Here is a 3773-nt window from a genome sequence, read left to right as displayed (position 1 = left end):
GCACCGGGTGGCTCCAGCCGTTGCCGCCGTTCTTGATTTTCCACACCTCCAAGGTCCCGTCGCCGCTGAACCCGGCATCGGTGGACTGGTTGGCCAGTTGCGGTGCTGCACTGATGCGGCGTGGGTCCATGCTGTAGCCGAAACCACCGTCGGTCTTGATTGTCCAGGGGTTGGTGTCGGTGCCGTCCGAGCGGCCGAAGATGAACTCGCGGTGGCGGGCATCCTTGATCTTGGCCTGGTCGGTTGCCGAGTTGCGGTCGATTGGCAGCGGCAGCATTTTCAGGCCTTCAGCCTTGCCCGGTTTGGCCGGTTCGTAGGCCACCGGGTCCATGCTCAGGTCCTGACCGGCGTACGGTTGTACCAGCAGTTGCAGGAACTTGCCGACTGCAGGGTCGCCGTTGTCCCACTGCGGGCCGTTGCTGGTCTGCTTGATCACTGCCTTGTATTTTCCCGACAGCACATCGGCCAGCGAAATAGTGCCTTCCGGACCCTTGCCGGTGCGGTGCTCCTCAAGGTTGATGAAGTACAGCTTGTCGCCGGCCTTGATGCCGTTCTTGGCGAAGTTGATGATGATGTCGTAGCGTTCGGCGATGCCTTGCAGCGGCAATATACCGTTGTTGTCCTGCAGGTTACCGTCGGCATTCAGGTCCATGGTGCCGTCGAACGGCACGGCGTGTTCCATGATGTTGCCGTCGTTGGCGATCATGTGGAACGGCACTCGCGCATACGACACGTTGGAGCCGGACGGGCCTTTGAACTCACCGCTGGTGCCAGCAATTTCACGTACCACGGCAAACTTGAAGTAGCGCGACACCGAGCCGTTGAGGATGCGGAAGCGGTAGCTGCGCGCACGCACCTTGAGCTTGGGCTGGTATTGCCAGTTGACCAGGATCTGGTCACCCAGGAAGCCATCGGTGTTGAACGGGTTGAACCACAGCTGGCCGTTGGCATCCCAGGCCTTGTCGGCGATCACCAGGTTCACGTCGTAGTCGCGGTTCCCCCATGGCATGCCCGAGCCGCTGGGGAAGCGCAGGTTGACGCCATCCTGCAACGCCTCGTTGCCGCGGTCCAGGGCGCTGTAGTAGTTCATCATCACGGCGTTGCCCTTGTAGACGTTCTGCGCCGTGAAATCCATCATATGGTCGTGGAACCAGTGGGTGCTCATGGTTTCACGCCAGTCGCCACGAATCTTGATGCTGCCGTTCTGGCAGGTTTTCAGGCCTGGCGAGTCATCGTTGACGAACAGCGTTTCACCTGGCGCGCAGGGGAACGCCGCACGCGGGTCCTGGGCACGCGTGTTGATGGTGTCGTAGCCGGCCAGCTGCACGGGCCAGCGGTAGTCGTAGTACTGACCGGGGAAGAAGTAGGCGTTGGCGAAGCCGTCGCTTTCAGCCGGTGAGTGGCCGTTGTGCTCGTGGGTCGAAATGGTATGCAGGCCAAAGCCCCCGTTGGCCGAGGGGTCGATCGGCAGGGCGTTGTAGTGGCGCATCAGGATTGGCTGGCCGTAGCGCACCATCAGCAGCTTGGGCGGGAAGGTGCCGTCGAACGTCCACAGTGACTTGTGGTTCTGCAGTGGGAAGTTGGGGTGGAATCGGGTATCGATGCCTTTGGTGGTACCCAGCGTGGTCGGGATATCGGACGTCTGGTAGTACAGCCCGCCCGGCGCGAACTCACCGGCAGCATAGTTGTGCAGCTGCTTGCGATCGCGCAGGCCCAGGTTTATCCGCGCCCCGGCCTGGGCGGTCTTGAACGCCGCCTGCGGGTAGAACTCGTTCCAGCGCTGGTGCGACCAGCCTTTTCCTGGTGGCCGGCCTTCTGCCGGCGAACCCACCGGGTGGCGGTTGAGGAACATTTCGATCTGCGCCTTCCACGGGTTGCGGTCCAGCACGTTGGCGTACTGGGTGGGGAAGGGGTACAGACCTGGCTGCTTGAGGAATGCTTCCAGCGCGGTGCCGCTGGGGCCGCTGCGGGCCACCACGTTGGGGTCCTGTGCAGGGGCGGCGCCGAGCGTGGGGACCGGGAATGTCAGGTCGGGCGGAGGCAGTGCCGGGTCGAGTTTTTCCGGCCCGAATTCTTCAAACAGCAGCAGTTGCTGGGTGAAGGGTTGGGCGCCGAACAACGGGCTGGGCTTGCCGTTGGTAGGGTACCGGTCCGAGGTTTGCAGCGCGGGAGGCAGCACGTTGTCTATACGCACGGTCGAACGGTCGCCATACACGCCATCAGTGAGTTCCAGCGAGCCCTCGTTGGCTTCTTTCAAGGTATTGAGGTTTAGCAGAGCCGGCGTGGGGTCGTCGGGCTGATCAGAGTAATAGGACGGATCGGTCGGTGGTGGCTGGCTATTGTCATCCAGCGGCGAGGCCACTGCTGTGATCAGCCCGAGGCTGAGCATCAGCGCTGTGACGGTAGATAGCTGGAATGCATGCCTGGCAGGGTGGATCATGGCAGGTGTTTTCATTGCCTTGTGCCTCGCTCACGGCTATATGGCTGGGAGCCATCAATGGCGTTTTGCCTGGTTCAAGGGCCTGAGCAATGGTTGTGCCAACAGATATTTCTGTAATGCTTTGTTAAACAAATCCTTGCGGCGCCTGAAGCGCGCTAAATAACCGCGCGTCAATAATGGGGATAAGTACCCAGTAGCGGGGCACCGGTTGCCCACGTTTTGGGGAGTGGGGGGAGTGACAGCCGGGCCGCCCTGGGGTATACCTGAACGCCACCAAGGGGAGCCCGGCAACGGGCTGAGAAACCGCTGAGCTCTGCAGCGCGGTGACCCTTCGAACCTGATCCGGATCATGCCGGCGAAGGGATGGGATTCGAAACCTGCCTTTTTGCCGGCCTCACTGCGGGGCCTGTCCATGCCAACTTCCAAGGTCTCGCTGTCACCCCCTTCAAGGACAGCAACATGACCGAACGCTTCAGCCAGTTCCTGCGCCGCCAGAGCGAGCCGACCTGGTCGGCGGCCGTTGGCCACCGTTTCGTGACCCAATTGTGCGACGGCAGCCTGCCTGACCCGATCATGGTCGACTACCTGGTGCAGGATCACCGCTTCCTCGACAGCTTCCTGGCCTTGCTGGGCGCGGCCATCGCCAGCACCGACAGCTTCGAGGCGCGCCTGCGCTTCGGGCGCTTTGCCGGAATGATCAGCAGCGACGAGAACACCTACTTCCTGCGCGCCTTCGAGGCCCTCGACGTCAGCCCTGCACAACGCAGCGAGCCGGCCGATAGCGCGCCAACGGCGGGCTTCAAGGCAATCATGCGCGAAGCGGCGGCGACCCGCTCCTACGCGGCGGCGCTGGCCGTGCTCAACGTTGCCGAAGGCCTGTACCTGGACTGGGCGCTGAAAGCGCCGAAACCCATGCCGGCCAATTTCGTCCATGCCGAGTGGATCACCTTGCACGACAACCCGGCGTTTCAGGCGTTCGTCGCCTTCCTGCAAAGCGAGCTGGACCGCGTCGGCCCGCAGGAGGCGGCACTGGCGAGTGACTTCTACCAGCGCACCGTGGCGCTGGAGCTGGCCTTCTTCGACGCCGTGTACCCGGAGGTCAAATGAGCATGGACATCTTCCAGCGCCTGAAGACGGCTGCCGAGCCCCAGTGGCACAGCTATGTCGACCATGATTTCGTGCGGCAGATGGGCGAGGGCACACTGAGTGAGGCGGCGTTTCGGACGTACCTGGTGCAGGACTACCTGTTCCTTGTCCAGTTCGCCCGCGCCTGGGCCCTGGCTGCCTACAAAAGTCGCCGCCCGGCCGACATCCGCGCGGCACAGGCGGGGCT

General features: G+C 62.7%; 2 protein-coding genes, 1 pseudogene and 1 riboswitch. Of the genes and pseudogenes, 2 read left to right on the top strand and 1 reads right to left on the bottom strand.

The genetic code is table 11. From position 1 onward, the window contains the following. Positions 1-2455, bottom strand: a 2455-nt coding sequence (locus tag HP546_RS27485) for a copper oxidase (protein ID WP_172232147.1), incomplete at its 3' end; no start/stop codon positions are given. Between the two features lie 251 nt (positions 2456-2706). Then, a riboswitch (TPP riboswitch) is annotated at positions 2707-2821 on the top strand. 78 nt (positions 2822-2899) lie between these two features. Here HP546_RS27485 and HP546_RS27480 point away from each other — a divergent pair. Further along, the gene (locus HP546_RS27480; protein WP_172232144.1) at positions 2900-3547 is read left to right on the top strand and encodes a TenA family protein; all 648 of its coding nucleotides are present in this window, start codon (positions 2900-2902) and stop codon (positions 3545-3547) included. Continuing rightward, positions 3544-3773, top strand: a pseudogene (locus HP546_RS27475) (thiaminase II); the annotation flags it as partial. The gene HP546_RS27480 and the pseudogene HP546_RS27475, both read left to right, overlap by 4 nt.

It is taken from the genome of Pseudomonas sp. CM25 (assembly GCF_013179705.1).
Lineage (GTDB): Bacteria > Pseudomonadota > Gammaproteobacteria > Pseudomonadales > Pseudomonadaceae > Aquipseudomonas.
Note: the sequence above shows the minus strand (reverse complement) of the source record. Positions and strands in the feature narration are given on the sequence as shown.